The sequence below is a fragment of the Neisseriaceae bacterium CLB008 genome (assembly GCA_041228285.1).
In the GTDB taxonomy this organism is placed as follows: domain Bacteria; phylum Pseudomonadota; class Gammaproteobacteria; order Burkholderiales; family Neisseriaceae; genus JAGNPU01.
In genome coordinates this window covers 1,988,158-2,005,983 of sequence record CP166133.1, presented here as the reverse complement: position 1 = coordinate 2,005,983, position 17,826 = coordinate 1,988,158, and the positions used below count along the sequence as shown (strand labels likewise).

11 protein-coding genes and 2 CRISPR repeat arrays are annotated in these 17,826 nt (G+C 50.1%); of the genes, 3 read left to right on the top strand and 8 right to left on the bottom strand.

The annotated features are described in order from the left end of the window. The first annotated feature begins 1 nt into the window (after position 1). On the top strand, positions 2–823 hold the full coding sequence (gene dapD / locus AB8Q18_09170; protein ID XDZ50365.1) for a 2,3,4,5-tetrahydropyridine-2,6-dicarboxylate N-succinyltransferase: 822 nt from the start codon (positions 2–4) through the stop codon (positions 821–823). A 115-nt stretch (positions 824–938) separates the two neighbouring features. After that, a CRISPR array of direct repeats spans positions 939–1,986; the repeat unit is 28 nt; unit sequence TTTCTAAGCCGCCTATGCGGCGGAGAGC. A gap of 269 nt (positions 1,987–2,255) precedes the next feature. Here dapD and cas6f read toward each other — a convergent pair. The 6 genes from cas6f to cas1f form a co-directional block, all read right to left on the bottom strand. Continuing rightward, positions 2,256–2,831, bottom strand: coding sequence for a type I-F CRISPR-associated endoribonuclease Cas6/Csy4 (gene cas6f / locus AB8Q18_09165; protein ID XDZ50364.1), 576 nt, complete (start codon positions 2,829–2,831; stop codon positions 2,256–2,258). A 3-nt stretch (positions 2,832–2,834) separates the two neighbouring features. Further along, a complete protein-coding gene (csy3, locus tag AB8Q18_09160) occupies positions 2,835–3,845 on the bottom strand; it encodes a type I-F CRISPR-associated protein Csy3 (protein ID XDZ50363.1) in 1,011 nt (336 codons plus the stop codon). Positions 3,846–3,862: 17 nt separating this feature from the next. Beyond that, positions 3,863–4,771 (bottom strand): type I-F CRISPR-associated protein Csy2, encoded by a 909-nt coding sequence (gene csy2, locus AB8Q18_09155; protein XDZ50362.1) that lies wholly within the window; start codon positions 4,769–4,771, stop codon positions 3,863–3,865. Further along, positions 4,771–6,147, bottom strand: a complete 1,377-nt coding sequence (gene csy1 / locus AB8Q18_09150; GenBank protein XDZ50361.1) for a type I-F CRISPR-associated protein Csy1 — start codon at positions 6,145–6,147, stop codon at positions 4,771–4,773. Before csy1 ends, csy2 begins: the two co-directional genes overlap by 1 nt. 209 nt (positions 6,148–6,356) lie before the next feature. Continuing rightward, positions 6,357–9,683 (bottom strand): type I-F CRISPR-associated helicase Cas3f, encoded by a 3,327-nt coding sequence (cas3f, locus tag AB8Q18_09145; protein ID XDZ50360.1) that lies wholly within the window; start codon positions 9,681–9,683, stop codon positions 6,357–6,359. Then, positions 9,680–10,639, bottom strand: a complete 960-nt coding sequence (gene cas1f / locus AB8Q18_09140) for a type I-F CRISPR-associated endonuclease Cas1f (protein ID XDZ50359.1) — start codon at positions 10,637–10,639, stop codon at positions 9,680–9,682. The genes cas3f and cas1f overlap by 4 nt, the downstream gene beginning before the upstream one ends. A gap of 709 nt (positions 10,640–11,348) precedes the next feature. Next, a CRISPR array of direct repeats spans positions 11,349–13,537; the repeat unit is 28 nt; unit sequence GTTCACCGCCGCATAGGCGGCTTAGAAA. 161 nt (positions 13,538–13,698) lie between these two features. Here cas1f and AB8Q18_09135 point away from each other — a divergent pair. After that, a complete protein-coding gene (locus AB8Q18_09135; GenBank protein ID XDZ50358.1) occupies positions 13,699–14,877 on the top strand; it encodes an MFS transporter in 1,179 nt (392 codons plus the stop codon). A 63-nt stretch (positions 14,878–14,940) separates the two neighbouring features. Here AB8Q18_09135 and alr read toward each other — a convergent pair whose 3' ends face one another. Together alr and AB8Q18_09125 are read right to left on the bottom strand one after the other, a co-directional pair. Then, positions 14,941–16,170 (bottom strand): alanine racemase, encoded by a 1,230-nt coding sequence (gene alr, locus AB8Q18_09130; GenBank protein ID XDZ50357.1) that lies wholly within the window; start codon positions 16,168–16,170, stop codon positions 14,941–14,943. Positions 16,171–16,498: 328 nt separating this feature from the next. Further along, entirely contained in the window at positions 16,499–17,038 is a 540-nt protein-coding gene (locus AB8Q18_09125) for a pyridoxamine 5'-phosphate oxidase family protein (GenBank protein XDZ50356.1), read from the bottom strand. A 436-nt stretch (positions 17,039–17,474) separates the two neighbouring features. Between AB8Q18_09125 and AB8Q18_09120 the strand changes: the two genes are divergently transcribed. Further along, the gene (locus AB8Q18_09120; GenBank protein XDZ50355.1) at positions 17,475–17,705 is read left to right on the top strand and encodes an autotransporter outer membrane beta-barrel domain-containing protein; all 231 of its coding nucleotides are present in this window, start codon (positions 17,475–17,477) and stop codon (positions 17,703–17,705) included. The last annotated feature ends 121 nt before the right edge of the window (positions 17,706–17,826 follow it).

Here is a 17,826-nt window from a genome sequence, read left to right as displayed (position 1 = left end):
TATGAACAAATACCAACCTATTATTGAATCTGCTTTTGAAAACCGTGCGCAAATTACGCCCGAAACCGTTACGCCTGAGGTGGCCGAGGCCATTGAAGCCGTGATTACTGCTTTGGATCAAGGCACGTTAAGGGTGGCGGAAAAACAGGCAAAAAATTGGGTGGTGCATGAATGGGTGAAAAAAGCCGTGCTGCTGTCGTTTCGGATTAAACCCAACGCCGTCGCCGACGATGGGGTGAACCGCCTGTTTGATAAAGTCCCTACCAAGTTTGCTCAATGGGATCAGGCTCAGTTTGAGGCCGCTGGTATCCGCGTGGTGCCCGGTGCCATCGCCAGACGCGGTGCCTTTATTGCGCCTAATACGGTGTTGATGCCCTCATACGTGAACATTGGCGCCTACATTGATGAAGGAGCCATGATCGACACTTGGGCCACGGTAGGCTCCTGCGCCCAAATTGGTAAGGGCGTTCACCTGTCGGGCGGGGTGGGCATTGGCGGCGTGCTTGAGCCATTACAGGCAGGCCCAACCATTATTGAAGACCATTGCTTTATTGGTGCCCGTTCTGAAATCGTCGAAGGCGTGATTGTCGAAGAGGGCGCCGTGATCTCCATGGGCGTCTACATCGGCCAATCAACCAAGATCTACGACCGCGAAACCGGCACCGTTACCTATGGGCGTGTGCCCGCTGGGTCGGTTGTGGTGTCCGGTAGTTTGCCTGCTGCCGACGGCAGTCACAGCCTTTACTGTGCGGTGATCGTGAAAAAGGTCGACGCCAAAACCCGAGCCAAAGTAGGTGTAAATGAGCTGTTACGCGGCATTTAAGCACAGTTTTAATATACGTTATTTTGAAATCCAGCCCAGAGGCTGGATTTTTTTATGCGCTAGTGATGGTTTTAAGGGGTGGGCTGTTGTTTTATCGTTGGGGTGGGCGTGTGTTATTTGTTGCCGCCTATGCGGCGGAGAGCGGTTTTTCATAGAGTTATTGACACCAGTCCAATTTCTAAGCCGCCTATGCGGCGGTGAACATAGCCGGTACATAGCCCTCGAATTCGGTCTTTTTCTAAGCCGCCTATGCGGCGGAGAGCCAAGATTTGTTGCCGCTAGGGTAAACCCACAATTTCTAAGCCGCCTATGCGGCGGAGAGCGAGGACACCGTCGAGCAATACGTCCGTAACCTTTTCTAAGCCGCCTATGCGGCGGAGAGCGGGGTTGATGTGCGAAAAGAATTTACTCTTGATTTCTAAGCCGCCTATGCGGCGGAGAGCCCCACGTAAGCCCCTTGGTGGGGGCTTAGATTTTTCTAAGCCGCCTATGCGGCGGAGAGCTCAAACAAAACGTTGTATTCTGATTCGTTCATTTTCTAAGCCGCCTATGCGGCGGAGAGCGACAGGGATTTGACCTTATTGCATGAGGCCAATTTCTAAGCCGCCTATGCGGCGGAGAGCGGTTCGCTCAATATGAAATCAGAAGCAACGAATTTCTAAGCCGCCTATGCGGCGGAGAGCTATTCATTGTCGTAAAGCATCCACGCTTTTAATTTCTAAGCCGCCTATGCGGCGGAGAGCTGCGTGTAGCAGCATTCCTCATTAATTATTATTTTCTAAGCCGCCTATGCGGCGGAGAGCAAGGGCTTAATTCCTAAGCCATTACCGTTTAATTTCTAAGCCGCCTATGCGGCGGAGAGCTAAGACAGCTTGACGCTGATCATTTCGACATATTTCTAAGCCGCCTATGCGGCGGAGAGCCTGATAATTCCATCGTGCGCTTGTTACGATAATTTCTAAGCCGCCTATGCGGCGGAGAGCGCAAATACACAGTTGGTGCCTACATCAAAGGCTTTCTAAGCCGCCTATGCGGCGGAGAGCTTTTAGTCATTTATAAAAGGCTGGCAGGTGCATTTCTAAGCCGCCTATGCGGCGGAGAGCGATTATGATTATGCTGGCAACCCGTCGCACATTTTCTAAGCCGCCTATGCGGCGGAGAGCTGGTGCCCAAATATCAGAATGATTGGCGGCGTAAGGGTTGTAGCAGTTTTTTTATGAAAAGCCCTTTTTAAAAGTGCGGTTGTGGGGCCAGTCTGGATAAGGGTTAACGTAAGTGGTTAAAAAAAGGGTTAGTGTTCAGGGAGTGCTTAAGGCGTGTGGCGAATAAAAAAAGGCTAAGTTCAGAGGTGTGTGGTGTGAACGCACTAAACCAGCACTAAACCACAAACTATGGGCTGGTTTAATGCTGGTGTTTGCTAATTTATTACGTTCTAAAAAACCGGTACGCTGGCCTGTAGGCTTAACCCATAGGCATTAAAAGAGCCGTCGACGGCTTGCTTCAATTTACTGCGTTTGATGTACAGCATAAAATTGGGCTGTTTGGTGCTGAGGCTACGTAAATGGATATGAGGTAGGTTGGGTGAGCGGCTAAATTTTTCAGTCATGTTATGGGCCACCTCTTCCGACCATTTTCCCTGCGCCATCAGCCGCTTTTGGGCGCGTTTAAAATCACTTCGCCCTTTCGTATGTACGCGTTGAAAGCAATGGTGCTCGCTCACGGTTAAAGGAATGGCTTCTGGCTGGCTCAATAGGGCGTAGTCCATGCAGTCGGGTTGCTGCTGTAGAGCATGGGCTAAGTTGGCCACCTGAGTATGTGGCCCATGCACTCTAATAATGCCGCCCAAGGTATTCAATTGGCCATAGGCAGGGAAACCCAAACCCAGACTGCCTTCAAAAGCAGGGAGGTGCTGATGCAGAAGCTGCATTAAATGGCTGATGACCATGGTTTGGGTGAGCTCGGCATGGGGAATGGCTTTTAGCTCAAAGTAGTGTGTCAGCATCGACATGGTTTACTCCTTACCGCTGGCACCAAACACGCCGCCGCGAATCAAAACGCCCATTACGTAATGTTGCTGTGCCACTTCGGGCTGCTCATCCTTCAATACCCAGGCGTCAAAGTGGGTGTAAAAATCTTGCTTTTGTTTCGGCTGTCTAAAAGCAGTGCCTAACGTAGTCACGGCGCCGTAGGGCTCAATGGCGATTGGGAATGGTGCTTGGTCTTGATACCAGGTGTCGATGGTGCGAATGGCGTTGCTGATTTTTTGTGAGTGCATGCCTGCGTGGCCGTTGACTTGATACAAAACCTTGCTCTTTTCCTTACCAGTGTCCAAAATCAATTCTTGCGACGGATAGGCTTCTTGTCCATAGCCAATTTTGGCCTTGGCAGTGACGTATAGAATCACAAACTGCTCGCCATTCAGGCCTTTTTCGATCAGTTGTGCCAGTTGGTCAATATTAGCGTCTTGTTGGCTAAAGTCGTTGAGGCCGTATTGCTTGGCGTCGGTAAAGCTGAGCGTTTTGGTTGTGCCTGCTTCTTGATATTGCACGCTAACTTCAATGGTTTCCGCGCCCATGCGGTTACGCCAGAGCCAACGAGCATTGACAATGTTGGTGGCGTAGCGTCGGGCCAGTTCACTTAGGCCATGTTTGTTTAAGTATCCTTCAACCACCTGCATCAGTTTGGTTTGATAAGCTTGGTCATTACACACGCAAGGCTTGCCGGTAAAGGGCAAAACCTTACAGCTCCAGCTCACTATTAAGGTGTCTTGATCGTGATCTAGGGTGGCCACGTCGACTTTTTGCAGGTTGGCTTTTTCTGTTTCAGCATCCATTTTGGCCGGATCATTGCTGATGGCATTTTTTAAGCGATTAGAGATCGTCCCACGTACTGATTTTTCAGTCACCAGAACCGGCTTGATGGGGGCGTTGGCTTGGGCGCTGTCGGTTTGCTGAAAAATGGCGTCAGAAACATCTAGGTTGCGCTCAAAAGCCAAAACAGAAGCAGTTTGTAATTTAGACATCGTTGATTCCTTGTGAATTAATGTGCAGCAGGAGATTGTGAAAGTAAATAAACATGATCTTGAGGCTGGCTGTAGCGCCAAAAAGCCTGTTCAAAAGTGTCTTGTAAGCGGTAGGGGAAGACCCATTTGCCTAAACCGTAGAGGCATTCCACATAGTGGCTAGGATAGTCCTGATGGCGGCAGTTGGCTAAGACGCCTGCATCAAATCGATCGGTTAAGCCCTGATAGCCGACCGGCATGGGCACCAACCAGCCATAGCCGGATTTGATGCTGCTGGTTTGCCATTGATCATTATCCTGAGGGGTATGGTGTAGGGTTGATAGCTCGACAAAAACGTCTAGAGCGGTGGCGGAGGGGCGATTTTCTTGTAAATGAGCCGTCAGTTCTGAAAGGGCATCGCCGGCGTCCATTAACACAAAAGCAGGCATTAAAGCAGTACGCAACGCTTGATGAGCTTCAATTTCAAACAGTTCAACTTGGCCAATGCTCAAAATGCTGCCGCCGGCCATGCGTTGCTGCATTAGGCCTTCTCTACACTGCTGTAGAAAGGCCAGTTCGGCTTTATCTTCACGCAAGGTTTTACGGCTTTCGGTGTAGACCTCGACCACTAGGCTGACAATGAGGTGGGCCTTGCCTTCCTCGACGATGGCTGCGGTTTTGCCATCTTTTTTAATTGGGTTACGGCTTTGATTAAAGCTATAGTCAGCATAGGGATGGGGGCGATAGGCCTGGACGTCACAGCTATGACTGGCGATGAGTACACCATCTAAGGCAATTTTATCAGGTTGATTTAGGTGGCGGCTTAAGGCATGGATGGCGCCGATAAAGCCACTAATGGCTGGGAAGCCATAGGTGAGCGGGCTAGAAATCGCATTGGCGCCCTGAATGACCACACGATCAAACAATAAATAGTGGCGATGTTGCATCAAAATACTCCTTCTTGGCGCCGTTGGCTGGCTTTGATCGCGGTTTGTAACGCTTGGCGCCAGGCTAGACGTTCGGTGTCGGTAAAGTGATTGGCCTGCTTGGGAAAGGCTTTTTGTAAAATACCGTTTAGCCATAGGCCAAACAGCTGTTCAATGTCTTTTTGCCATGTGCCTAGAGCCTGCTGTTGTTGAAAAATAGTCTCGTCTTTAAGTGTGCCACGATGTGGATCTAGCCAATATTTTTCAGCCATACTGAGCTGATGGCCGCGGCTCCAGCCAGCAGGCAGGGTTTGTTGAAGGTGCTGAGCACTAGACAAAATCACGCCAATGATCATGTCGATACCGGCATCACGCTGCGCCCGAATGGCCATGGTGTTGTCCGAATGAGCCAAGGCTGCGAGCAAGGTTTCAATCCCAAAGTAGCAGTGGTATTTAAGGCTGTTATTGAAGAAGGTGGTTTGCTGTTTACTGGGCAATAAAGCCGTACCTGCATTCAGCCGTGGTGGTAAAGAGGGTAGTAAGTAGTTTTTACCGCCTTGGCTACTGGTCAGTTGGCTGATGTTTTGGGGTTTGGTGCCGCCTAGCTGGACATAAGCCAGATCATGCATGCTTAAGTAGGGCGTTTGAGTAGCGTTCTTTTTTTTGCGGTTGTCGCGTGCCTGCTTATTGGCTTCTGAATAGCGCTGAGAGTTAATGCGTTGATACAAAGCGTGGGTGAGTGCTGATGGGTGTAGCGGCACCAAGCAAACGTAGTCATCGGCGGCAATGGCATGATGACCTTGGCGTGGCCACAGTAGCTGCTTGTTACGTTCATGCGTGCTGGGCTGGGTGAGCGGCGTATTTAACGCCAGCTTAAATTGTGTCTGAAAGTCGTTGGAAGTAGCCATGTCACTGTGAAAGCAGCCAGAGAGTGCCGGATGGTCGTTTTGAATCAAGTCTCTGAGTTTGGTCTTGTTGATGATGGCATCAACTTCTAGGTTGAAAAAACTGGCTAAAGGCAAAGCAGCTGCATTGCCGTTGGCATCTAGGGCCGGTTTGGAAAGGATTTGGCTGCCTACTAAATGGTTGGGCAGCGGCATGAGCGCTGAGGCATTGACGTTGTCGCCTTTGGCGTCGGGGTGGATGCCTTTGCTGATGTGGGTGCCAAAGGTGAGCTGTTTGGCCATGCGATTGGCGGCGTCGGCCATCCAAACGTCGAGACTGTACTTTATCCCTAGTTCTTCAAGATTGGCTAAGGCTAATGCTTCGGTCTCCGGATCAGACAGGGCGAGTGCTTGGGCAAGCTTTTTTTGGTCCGAGTCACTTTTTTTATGCAGTTGCTCTGATAAGAACGCCTCAATGACCTGTTGTACTTTGGCGGTTGAAATTGAATTCATGTATACCTCTGTCTTGTGCGCTGACATTAAAGCGTCAGCTGTCATCATAGAATAGTAATAGGGCTAGTCTATGATGACATTTATGATTATGTCAATTAAGTCATATGGTATTTTTTTAATGTTTATATTAAAAAAATATTTTAAAAAATTATTAATAATATTTAATTATTAATGGGGCATTAGTAGTAGTGTTTGTCGTGCGAAAGTCCTCATTTTCGCCAACAGCCCAGCCAAGGGTGAAATAGCCAGACCTTTTCGTCCTCTAAATCCACCGTTGCATACTTAAGCGCCACCCGTGCCAAGTTTTCTTCCCCGAGCTTATTGGCCAAATTGTGTAAGGCTTGCTCTAAAGAAAGCGGCAGCCATGGTTGAACGGCGCCGTGAGGGTTAGGGTTAAATACTTCATGGCGTACCCAATCATTGGCGGTGTCAACATGGGTGTCGTTGGGGTTTAAATAGGCCAGCCTCGCTAGCCGAAAGCTAAAGCCGTGGAGCTGTGCTTCATCGGGCTGGCACACATAGCTGGCCTGTTTTCTACCGTGACGAAAAGGGCTAATCGTTTGTAAGTGAACGCAGGCCTGATGGGCGCTGCCTGGTTGCCAATAGGCCGTGACAAAGTTGGTTGTGGCAGGGTTTAGCAGCTTGGTCATCACATCGTGTTCCAAGTCGGCTAACCGAGTCTGGGCTTGAAGCGGCTGTGGTTGCACGATTCTGGCGACGGCATTGATGTGGGCCCGTTCTTCTGGGCTGATCAAGTCTTCAGTGAGGTGGGTGTTGAGTAAGGCGTTGGGCTTGGCTTCAAAACCAGGATAGCAAAATGACGGCTCACCCACGCCGAGGGCAGGGCCTTTTTTGAGCGCGCGTAGATTGCTGCTTAAAAGGCTGATGTTGGCGCTGGTGGCGACCTTATTCGGCCGATGACGCCAGACTCGGCCCGCCAGCTGGATCAGCGAACGCATAGAGGATGGCTCAACGATGGCCCAGTCATAGTCATGGTCGCGGCCTACTTCCGCCACCGGCGTGGCCAGGACGATGAACACATGGTGCTGAGCTGGGCTTTGGCGAATGGCGTCGATGATTTCGGGTTGCTGCCAAATGGCTTCTGGATCGTGTCGATCCAGTAGGCGATCCAGCTTTTCCTCTAGGGCACTGCGTAGCAGCAACAGCTGTTTGGCGTGGTAGCAACAAACGTGATAGTGCGTGTTGGCATCCGTAATAGGCTGTCGATGTAAGGCAAAGGTCGTCTGGATTAAGTCTTTGGTGTTGGCCATCCGAATCAGGCCAAGGCTGACCGTTTGGGCCAAGCTTGGGTGAGGGTTGCCGTGGCGGCGGTGTAATACCTGAGCTTGGTTTAGCAGCTGCGTCGCGAAAGCATCAAAAAAAGGCTCTGGAAAATCCTTATTATGGTCAGGTAAGGCCAAGGCCAAAATGTCGGCAGAGCGCCTAATCGGCACCTGTTGCAGCCGCTCGGCGCGCTTGTGGGCAAATGCCTGATGTGCCGTTATGTAGTCGGTTTTGTTGAGGCAAGCTTGGCTGCCTTGTTGGGCTTCGTCAAACCAAGCGCAGATAACGCCATTTTGTGGTAGTTGGTTTTGCTGTTGCCATAAGGCTCGGCCGGCTTGATAGGCATCGAATAGACCGGTGATTAAATCAGGGGTTAGGGTAGCAGAGGACAACAAGACCTTACTGCCAAACAGACCAGCTAAATGCACCAGTCGCGCGAGGGCGGGTAGGTCACGATGGTCGAAATCATCGGGCTCATCCAGCACAAGGTCGGCGCTCAGCAAGCGCAATATCGGTGCGATGTGCTTGCCACCGCGTGTGTTTTCGCTGGCGGCCATCAAATAATCGACGGTACAGCTGACAATGGGGGCATACAGGAGGTCACGGGCTTTTTTGTCGGCGACCACCGTACCTAAGTCGGCCTCATCTAAACCGCTTTCAGAAACGTTTACTTCACCAATGACCAGCTCCGTCGCCGATTCGCTGCCGCTTGCTTCTTGTGGGCTTTGGGTGGATTGATTTAGTTCAAAGAGCTGTCGGCTGGCCTGGCCGCCGACCAGAATGGCCAAATGCTCATCGCTGAGACTTAATTTGTCTCTTAAGGCCTGGCCGGTTTGTAAGGTTAACACCCTAAGCCCTAAGGCAATGGTGAAGCGCGCGCCGCGCTTGGGATCGGCTAAACCATACATAATGCGGGCATTGGCGAGGGTTTTACCGCAGCCAGTAGAAGCCATATTGACTCCGAAAAAACCTTGTTCTTGAGCCATTTCTTGCAGGTTTTTTGCCAAGTCAAACGCGTGATTTTGCCAAGTAAAGCGCTGTATCGCCGTGCGCTTGCTAAAGGCTCGATGCTTTTGAATGGCGGGCAGTAAATGACCTAGTTGTGGGAGCAGGCGGGCAAAACGGGCTGTGTTCTGGGCCACGCCAATTAAGTGTTCATCTAAGGCCTGCTTGGTTTGGCCGGTTTTTCGGTCGGTATTGGCAAATAGTTGGTAGCTTGGGTCTCCCTTAACGCAGTTTGGATGAAGAGGCGGTAAACTGGAGTAGTTGTGGTCGCCCACCATCAAGCAGAGGCGACTTAAATGAAACACAAATGGCTGCTGGATCATGCTTTCGCCTAAGGCCTTTAACGGCGGATGGGCCAAGGCTTTATTGGCCCAGCGGCTTAAGGTTTTTTGCCAAGGGCCGCTGGCAATGACGTCATCGGCCAGCTGCCAAAAATGCTGCGGTTGCGGATGGGTGCTGGTGCTGTTTTTAACCCAGCCGTCGATGGCGGCTAATTCTTCATAAAAATGCTCTAAAGCATAGTCCAGTACATAGTCATGATTTTTTCTGGCAGCAGGCCACTCTGGCTCTGTGTAGTATTGACGATAGGGCAGACGATGGTGGGTGACAATGAGCCAGCCTAAGAGCTGGGCAATTGGCGGCAGAGTGGTTAAGTCAAACCGTTCAATTGGGCTGAGCGATGCATGCCACTGGGGATGCTGCAGATCATAGTCTTTGAGATTAGCCAAGCGTTCGAGGCACTGCTGGTTTGTTTCACAGCCCTTTAATAGCTTGGTGAACAGCAACAGCGACAGCCATTCGTGTCGAAAGGGGTCTGCGGCAAATGCGTGATTGGGCTGAAGCTTGGCTTGAAAGCCAATGGTGGCCTTGCCTAAATCATGTAACAGCGCTGCTAGCGTGGCCAGTATTTGAACGCTGGTGCCGTATTGCCAAGCGCTTTCATCGTCACCGCGTAACACATTACGCCGAGTACGGTTGGTGGGCGTACGGCCTAAGTCATTAAATTGTTTTCTGTCGCCGACGATCCAAAGGAGTTCGGTAAGGTTCTTGCCGTGGGTCCAGTAGCAGGCTACGGCGGTGTTCTTTCTGGCACTTTGGCGAAGAAGCTTGTGTAGCGTGTCTAGCCCTGCCTGAGTCATCGGTGTTTGCCAGCTTCTGTCACCGCAGCGTTCGGCAAACTGGTCCAGAATACGGCGGGTTTCTTTAAGGGCATTTTTATGGCATTGGCTAATCAGTAAAATATTCATGAGTTTAAGGCAATGTGTTTTAAAGTATCGATCATGGTGTCTAGGGCGGTTAGCTGTGCAAACTGTTGGATGCAGGCTTGCCTAAACTCTCGTTCTGAATCTCCTTGTTGGGCTGAAATAAATGCCTGCGGTAAAATAATGGCGTCTTTAATGATGTCGGCTGCGTCAAATACTAAGCCACCGCGCCGGGTTTTACCGTGCAAAATTGCCATGCCGTGTGGCAGGCCTAAAACCCAGCATGCGGTTGCGCCTAGACCGTAGGCCAAATAATTACCATGATCTAAATAGGCATTGGCAGGATCGCGGCTTTGCCCACGGGTGCTGCGACTAAAGTCGGCGTCTTTTAAGGTGGCCTGGTTCGCCATGGCATAGAGTCGCATGGTTAAGCGGCCTTCGGCTGCCAATAAGGCTTGGCCGTCGGTAGCTTCGGCAAACAGCGTTTGATACTGTGTGACCACTTGCTCTAGAGCCGTCACATCAATCGACCAAGGGTGTTTGGGCCAGGTTTTGCGTAGCAAGGCTAATCGCATCGCCTGTAAAGATTTAGCTGCTTGCAGGCGGCGTTCATCCTCAAACCAGAATTGACACCATTTTTGTAGATATTCGGTGGGCCGATATTCGCTTTGCGGACTAAAAAACTGACAGGCAAAATCGGTTTCCGTACCGGCAAATAAAGGCGTGCCTCCGCCGCCAGAAAAGCCGATCATCACCCCTGCTTTTGAGAGCTCACGAACGGCTGCTTGGGTAATGGAGGTGCCACTGCCTAAAAGGATGCAAGTTGTATTGGCAATGGGAATATTCCAGTATAAAGATTGTTGGCCTTCATCCGTAATGTATTCAACCCGCCCCCCGTTCACCAGTACGCGGCAATATTCTAAATAGTACAGGTTAGCCCGTTTGGAGTGCAAAATAGTTTTGAGGTCTGAGGGCTGAATATAGCGCGCGGATTTGGCCATAAAAATCCTTATTGATATGGTTTAAAATAATCATGTCATCATATGACGACGATGGCGTGACTGTATAGTCTTGTGAGGTGGATTCTGTTAAAAAACGTGCTATTGGGTACAGTAAAACTAATCAATGAGGTGTGGTGCTTTGGGCTGGTGTGCAATCTAGTGAACTATCGTCGGATCGTATCGCACAAAGCCGTGGCATAGATGATTGTGAGCATGGTCTTGTGTTGAGGGCGGCTGATGGCCATCATCTTTGACGTTGCCGTAGGCTGGTAGTCTATTAGGTTTGATTGACTAAGGTGTAACTGGTTAAACATTGGGATCTTTAGGTCTTTTAATCGGGGGTGTAAAGCATGATGTGCCTAGTATTTAATGCCTAACGTTTATGATTCACCTTTTTATGTTTTAGGTATGTTGCTATGGTTGGCCTTTCTTGTTGCTGCATGTTTGATAATGGCTAGTTAATCAGCCGCCTATTCGGTGTGTTTTCAATCAGTATTTGAAATCATGAGGAAAGTATTTATCAGGAGCTATTGGTTGTTTCGCTAAAACGAAAAGGTGGTGGTCGATAAACTCGTTGCCGACCCTTTTTTTAGCAGTCGCCTACAAGCCTTGATTCTTCAAGCTTTTGGGTCTACCCCAAAAAAAGGGTGATTTTGTCAAAAGCAGGCTAATGAATTGTATAGACAGTCATTACAACGATACAATACCAGTTCACCGCCGTATAGGCGGCTTAGAAAACTGATCTGAAGCCTCTGCGTCATCATGGCTCGTTCACCGCCGTATAGGCGGCTTAGAAATCAGCCGCCTCAACCAAACCCTCAAAGACAACGTTCACCGCCGTATAGGCGGCTTAGAAACAACTTGGCCGCGTTTGCTGTTGCAATTTCTGGTTCACCGCCGTATAGGCGGCTTAGAAATTATAGAAGGTTCGGCCCAGTGCTCCTTCTTCGTTCACCGCCGCATAGGCGGCTTAGAAACAGTCTCGGGGCAAACAAAAGAAGTTGAATGTGTTCACCGCCGCATAGGCGGCTTAGAAAGTAACGTGAAGGCGTTCATGGACTCCGCATTGGTTCACCGCCGCATAGGCGGCTTAGAAAGTCTGGCTCAAAAATCGGCAAAGCAGAGGTGAGTTCACCGCCGCATAGGCGGCTTAGAAAAGATAGATTTATATGCCGTCACGTCCGTATCTGTTCACCGCCGCATAGGCGGCTTAGAAATAAAGCCCATTAGCTTTTCTTCTGCCATACTGGTTCACCGCCGCATAGGCGGCTTAGAAATTAGCCACCTGGGTCATGCCTCTAGCTTTAGCGTTCACCGCCGCATAGGCGGCTTAGAAATACGCCCCCGGCCTCGACGAATACGACACCACGTTCACCGCCGCATAGGCGGCTTAGAAAAGTTTGACGACAACGAAATTGAGGAACGCGCGGTTCACCGCCGCATAGGCGGCTTAGAAATCGTTACGCGACGGATTTCACTTACAAGCGTTGTTCACCGCCGCATAGGCGGCTTAGAAAACACGAGAGCAAGGTGCATGAAAATACGGGGAGTTCACCGCCGCATAGGCGGCTTAGAAATTTAGATCAAAAAAACTGATTTGATCGGAAAGGTTCACCGCCGCATAGGCGGCTTAGAAATATAAGCGTAGAAATAAAGGAACCCAAACGCTGTTCACCGCCGCATAGGCGGCTTAGAAATGAGGAATAAAACATCATCGGAGTGGCAGCGCGTTCACCGCCGCATAGGCGGCTTAGAAATTGCTCAATGTATACGTCGATTCCAACGGCGGGTTCACCGCCGCATAGGCGGCTTAGAAACACATGCTCTGCAATGTGTCAGACAAAAAGCCGTTCACCGCCGCATAGGCGGCTTAGAAAAGTCGGTAGAGTCATATAGGGCTGACCCGAACGTTCACCGCCGCATAGGCGGCTTAGAAAAAGCAGCTCAACGCCTTTGCCTACGCCCCTGCGTTCACCGCCGCATAGGCGGCTTAGAAAACGCGTACCTCATAGCGCCCCAGCGGTACATTGTTCACCGCCGCATAGGCGGCTTAGAAACGACGCTTGAGGACGACTGGCATTTTGCCGGGGTTCACCGCCGCATAGGCGGCTTAGAAATACACTTCGGGGGAAGTTTAGAGGCTTTAGTCGTTCACCGCCGCATAGGCGGCTTAGAAATTCTCGTCTTCGACAAGGATTGACGCTTGCTTGTTCACCGCCGCATAGGCGGCTTAGAAAGCGCCAAAACCGGCATGACCCCACGCATCCTCGTTCACCGCCGCATAGGCGGCTTAGAAAAACAGCGTCAAGGCGTGAGCCGTCTGGAAACAGTTCACCGCCGCATAGGCGGCTTAGAAAAAGAGTGCGGCCATTCACCATGCCAACAGCGTGTTCACCGCCGCATAGGCGGCTTAGAAATCTTCAGAGCTGGCTAAAGTGCTGGTTTCCACGTTCACCGCCGCATAGGCGGCTTAGAAAAGCGATACGCGCCTCTGTTTCAGTCACGATTGGTTCACCGCCGCATAGGCGGCTTAGAAAGCTGATGCCCTTATCGTTCGTCAGGCGCACCCGTTCACCGCCGCATAGGCGGCTTAGAAAACACGCAAGGCCATATCCGTCTCCAGCTCAGTGTTCACCGCCGCATAGGCGGCTTAGAAACATCTGCTCCACTCTCACCCCTCAGGCCTGTGTGTTCACCGCCGCATAGGCGGCTTAGAAATAAATTTGCAAGTGTAAAAGTTTGGACAATACGTTCACCGCCGCATAGGCGGCTTAGAAATAAATTTGCAAGTGTAAAAGTTTGGACAATACGTTCACCGCCGCATAGGCGGCTTAGAAAAGTACCCCTGTACTTTTATATAATTGATAGAAGTTCACCGCCGCATAGGCGGCTTAGAAATGCTTAAACAGACCTGCGTTAAAGTCCAACACGTTCACTGCCTATTGGTGGCCCGCACCGGCTTATAGTATGCTTAACGGGCTTTTGGCGGTTTTGAGCGCTTGACTTCAAGCTGGCTTTAAGTTGTACGCTGTCTTTTTTACCTCTTTGTATGGAACAACATGAAACTACCCTTTACCGTCTGGGGCCTGGCCCTGGCGCAAGCCTTACTCACCACAGGCAATACGCTTTTAGTGGCCGTTTCTGCGCTGATTGGCAGCCAGTTGGCGAGCCATCCTGCTTTGGTGACAGCGCCGATTGCGGCTCAGTTCTTAGGCTTGATCATGGCCACATTACCGGCGGCACATTTTATGCAAAAATATGGCCGTAAAAAAGGCTTTGTGATGGGTAATGTGTTGGGTTTAGTGGGCGCTTTAGTGGCGATGCAGGGTCTGTTTGCCCACAGTTTGGCGATTTTTGCCCTGGGTACGTTTTTAACTGGCTTGGCCATTGGCACTGCTCAACAGTATCGCTTTGCCGCCTTGGATGAATGCCCGAAGGCAATGCATGCTAAAGCGATTGGTTTGGTGATGGGCGGTGGTGTTTTGGCCGCGGTATTGGGGCCGAATATGGCGATTTGGTCACAGAGCTGGTATGCGGGCAATGCTTTTGTCGGGGCGTTTTTTGGACTGTTTGGCCTATATGTAGTGGCGCTGGTGTTGATCTTGCTGTTGCCGCTACAGCCGCCGCGTAGTCCTGCTCAGGCGGCGACTGATGCCAATACACGAAGCTATGCTGAATTGTTTCGACAGCCGGCTCTGTTGGCGGCGGTGGCTTCTGGGATCATTGGCTATGCAGTGATGGTGTTTTTGATGACGGCCACGCCTTTGGCTATGCATCATGACAATTTTTTATTTGAAGACATTGCCATCGTGATTCAGTGGCACGTATTGGGCATGTTTGTGCCGTCGTTCTTTACTGGGCACTTGATCAAACGTTTTGGCATCAAGGCCGTGGTTCAGGCCGGTTGTGTGCTGCTGCTGGCGGCCGCAGGAATTAATCTTTTGGGTCAAAGCTATGGCCATTATTTTGTGGCCTTAATTTTACTGGGCGTGGGCTGGAACTTCACCTTTATTGGCGCCACCAACTTACTCAGCTTTGCTTATCAAGATCATGAAAAAGGCAAAGTACAGGGTATGAATGACTTTATGGTGTTTACCGCTGCTGCGTTTGGCAGCCTGTTTGCTGGTCAAGCGGTGTCTAGCCTGGGCTGGGCCTGGGTGAATTTAATCAGCATTCCCTTGGTGATTGTGGTGATGCTGTTGATGATGCGCCTTAATTTTAAGGCAGCGATGCAATAGGCTTCGCTGCTGATATAGAAAAGCCGACGCGGTTGCGTCGGCTTTTTTGTGCTTATCTAGGGCCTAGTGAGGCAAATTGTATTTAGGCAATAAATTGCCCCATAACGCTTTTTCAACAAAGGCAGGGTTGGTTTCACTTAGCGACTCATAATCAATGCGCTCTTGGCCTTGCTGACCAAACAGCACCACTTCATCACCGGCTTTGACGTTGGGAATGTCTGAGACGTCGACCATGGTGGTGTTCATCGAAATCTTACCCACAATCGGCGCTTTTTGGCCGTGGATCAACACATAGTTAGGCTGGCCTGCATCGGTGTTGGTGAAGGAGCGGAGGTAGCCATCGGAATAGCCTATGGGTAAATTGGCCAAGCGCGAATCTTTTTTCAGCGTAAACGCCTTGTCGTAGCCCACGCTTGAGCCCTTGAGGTAAGGATTTACGCTGGCGATTTCGGTTTTTAGGGTGAAAATATGCTCGTAACGGTCATCGTCAAAATAGTTATAGGCCAGCGCACCTGGGCGCACCATGTCGAACCAGGCTTCGGGTACGTTGAGGGTGGTGTAAGAGTTGGCTGCATGCAAGGTGATGTGTTGGCGGTCTAGGCCACCGGCCTGAATCAGCCATTGGCTTTGTTCGGCAAACAGCTGGGCTTTTTCTCTCACTTCTTCGACTTCTTCCACCGCAAAATGAGTCATGATGCCGACGGGTTTTAAATGGCTGAGTTTTAAGATGGCTAGGGCATCTTTTTTACCTTGAGAATGGCCGACTTCTAAGCCGTTTCTATCCATGCCGCCAGAGTTAAGCATTAAGTGATAGGCAATGGTTTGCTGATTTTTTTTGGCAATGTCATTGGCGATACGAGCGGTGTCTAAGTTGCCCAACATTTCTTCAACCCGATAGGGTAAGGCGTCGGTCATTTCTTTGGCCGTGGCTGAGCGTAGGCGCACGAGCTGGCCGTTGAAACCGCCATCGCGTACGGCTTGGATTTCCCGATTGCTGGTCACGCCAATGCAGGGGATGTTTTCTGCCAACACAGTGGGCAATAGATTGGCAATGCCGTGGCCGTAAGCGTCTGCTTTCATCACCATACATACTTTACTTTGGTCATTGAGCATGTGTTTCATGGTTTGTAGATTGCGTTGAAACGCTTGGGTATCGATTTCCAGCCAGGCATTGCTGGCACGGGCTTGCTGTATTTGGTTCAGCGGTGGTTGTGGCTGAGCCCAGGCTGGCGCTAAGCTGGTGGCCAGCAATAGGGCGGCTAAGAGAGTGGGTTTATTTAGGATTGGTTTCACGCTTTGTCCTCTGTGTGACGATGTTTTTATGGGCTAGACCAAGGCTGGTTGGGCGTTTGCGCCTTATCTGCTTGGGACGGATAGCATAGCGGAAATTAAAGCATCGGCGGCACGAAAAACAAGGCGCCGCGAACATTTGCCACGTTACGGCGCATTAGGGCCTTGGTGCACAATAAAGCCTGTGAGCTATGACAGAGTGTGGCAGAAACCTAGGCCGATCATTTTTTTGGAATGTAAAAATACTGCGCCCAAGGCCGTTGAAAAGTGCTGAGGGCGGTAATTTGAAGGCCATTACTAGGCTAGCTTGATTTCATGTTTTGATGAGCCTTTAAAGTGGTGGAACCAGCTTGGGGATGCGCGCAGGGCAGTTGCCGTAGGCTTGCTCGATGTCGACATGAATGATGGACTGCGCCGTGGGCCAGACGCTAAGGATCTCGTCATCAATGGCCAGCAGCGTGGTTTTGCCGTTGACGCGTGCACGCCGCTGGCGACCAAAATCGACAAACAGCATGCCGATGTGTGGATTGGTGGCCATATTGCCGAGGCTGTTGTACAGGCCGTTGCCGCTGAAGTCAGGGAAGATTAAAGACCGTTCATCCAGCACGATCAGCGCGGGCAGTGGCTCGCCTTGATCGTTGCTGGCGCTGCCGCGAAAGCTGGCGTCGCAGTGGCCGTGCTGATTGGCGGTGGCGATAAAGAAGAATGGTTGTTGACTGATGAAGCGTGCGAGTGCCGCGGTTAGTGTGGGGCGCATCATCTGCGGCAAATTATGCTCATCCCATTCGTAGCTGCTGGGGAAGCGTCGCCGCATTTCGGTTTCACCAATGTGGTTTAAAGGCGAATCAATAATTAAGGGGTTGTTTATCATGATTTTTTCGCTTTTGAGTGGTGCCGTTATAGCAGGGGTTTATGTTGGGGTTAGTGGGCGGTTGTACCGTTTTTAGAGGAATGGGCCCGAATTTTATTTTTATGTATTTTGATTATTTTTAGGGGGTTAAGGGTGCTTTATTATGGATTGTTTTTATCTATTTAGGGGGTTTTTTATTTTTTTATTTTTTATTAAGTGACGGTTTTAAAATAATAAAAAATGAAATTTTGGTTTTGTTTTTTGGTATTTTTTATAATTGATGATATTTATATAAATAAAATAATCAAAGTGGTGGGTGGTCTTGGAGATTGCCTTTACGCTGCTTCATGACAACATCGCAATAGAGCATTATGGGGGCAAGGGATGAATATTCGTTGCCTATGCGGCTTCTTTTGGCATAGACATGAAAGGGCATTGGAGATGAAGTTAAAAAGCGATGAGCTTGTATGCTCGCGCTTCATTTGTACGTGAATTTTCAAGTGGTGCAGACTATGCTCTGAATCAAAGCCAGCAGCATCATTCATTTAAAGGCAATTGGTGGCAGTTTGGCGTGGGTGTGACTAGTCAGATCAATAAGCGCCATCATGTTTACCTTGATTTTGAACACAGTAATGGCCAGCGTTTTGATCAGCGCCAGCTTAATGCGGGCTATCGTTATCGTTTCTAGCGTTGCTAAATAATCTAAAAGCCCCTTTTGCGGTTGTAGGGGGCTTTTATGATTTTGAGGTTTTAATCGGTTTGGTATGTGGCGGATCTTTGATGATTCATGAGTGAAGGTTTATTGCCAT